Origin of the sequence: Lonsdalea quercina subsp. quercina, assembly GCF_000688695.1 — a bacterium.
Lineage (GTDB): Bacteria > Pseudomonadota > Gammaproteobacteria > Enterobacterales > Enterobacteriaceae > Lonsdalea > Lonsdalea quercina_D.
This window is the reverse complement of sequence record NZ_JIBQ01000028.1, coordinates 1-1,587: the sequence shown is the minus strand read 5'-3', so window position 1 is coordinate 1,587 and position 1,587 is coordinate 1. Positions and strand designations below refer to the sequence as shown.

Genomic DNA, 1,587 nt, shown 5'->3' with positions numbered 1-1,587 from the left:
CGCTGCTGGCGCAGGTGAAGGAGACCACGCTGGCGGCGCAGGCGCATCAGGATCTGCCGTTCGAGCAACTGGTGGAGGCGCTCAACCCGACGCGCAGCCTGTCGCATAGTCCGTTATTCCAAACCCTGCTGGCGTGGCAAAACGCATCCGATGACGCCTTGCAGCTCCAGGGCCTGCAGGTTGAGCCGTATAACGGCGAACTGCTGAGCGCCAAAACTGACCTGCTGCTCTCGCTGGGCGAGGAGCAAAACATCATCACGGGCCATCTCGAATATGCCAGCAGTGTATTCGATCGCGCCACGGTGGAACGTTATGCCCGCTACCTGAAAATGTTGCTGCGTGCCATGGTCAGCGATGAGACTCAGCCGGTCGCGCAGTTGCCGCTGCTGACCGATGACGAGCGTCATTCTCTCCTGCACGATAGGAACCACACCGAGGCCGAGCCTGTCAGCGTTTGCCTGCATCAGCAGTTCGAAGCGCAGGTGCGCCGCGAGCCGCAGGCGATCGCACTGGCGTTCGGCGAGCAGCGGCTTAGCTATGACGAACTGAACCGCCGGGCCAACCAACTGGCGCACGCGCTGATGGCGCAGGGCGTGGGGCCGGAGACGCGGGTGGCCATCAGCCTGCCGCGCGGCGTGGAGATGGTGGTGGCGGTGCTGGCGGTGCTCAAAGCGGGCGGCGGTTACGTGCCGATTGACCCGACTTACCCGGCCGAGCGCATCCGCTATCTGCTGGAAGACAGCGCGCCGCTGGGGNGGATAACCGAAGGCGCGCGGTGGGCGCAGACGCCCACGGACGTGCGGCTGTTCGACCTGGAGGCGCCCGCGCTGCTGGCCGGACAGCCGGAGGATAATCCTGACCAGGCGGCAGACCCGCATCAGTTGGCGTACGTGATTTACACCTCGGGCTCCACCGGGCAGCCGAAAGGAGTGATGGTGGAGCACGCGCAGGTGATGCGGCTGTTCGCCTCAACCCGCCGGTGGTTCGACTTTGGCGCCGACGATGTCTGGAGCCTGTTCCACTCGCTGTCGTTCGACTTCTCGGTGTGGGAGCTGTGGGGCGCGCTGCTGCACGGCGGCCGGTTGGTGGTGGTGGCGCAGGAGACGGCGCGGACGCCAGCGGCGTTTTATCAGCTGCTGTGCGAGCAGGGCGTGACGGTGCTGAACCAGACGCCGGGGGCGTTCCGGCCCCTGATTGCCGCCCAGGCGGAGGCCCCGCCGTCATTGTCACATGCGCTGCGCTGGGTGATTTTCGGCGGGGAAGCGCTGGAGCCGGCGATGCTGGCGCCGTGGTACGCGCAAAACGGCGAGCGCACGACGCTGGTCAACATGTACGGCATCACCGAAACCACGGTGCACGTCACCTACCGTCCGCTCTCCCCGGCGGACACGGCGCTGGGCGTCAGCCCGATAGGCGAACGCATCCCGGACCTGCGCATCTATGTGCTGGACGAGGCGCGTCAGCCGGTGCCGGTGGGCGTGGCGGGCGAACTGTATGTCGGCGGAGCTGGCGTCGCCCGTGGTTACCTGAACCGGGCGGCGCTGACGGCGGCGCGTTTTATTGACGACCCGTTCGTGGATGAACCGG

The 1,587-nt window shown here is 66.5% G+C and carries 1 protein-coding gene; it reads left to right on the top strand.

The window, feature by feature from the left end; all coding sequences use genetic code 11:
* Nucleotides 1-14 precede the first annotated feature (14 nt).
* Nucleotides 15-1,587 (top strand): non-ribosomal peptide synthetase (locus SB13_RS16890; RefSeq protein WP_463605565.1); only part of this gene is annotated, 1,573 nt, incomplete at its 3' end.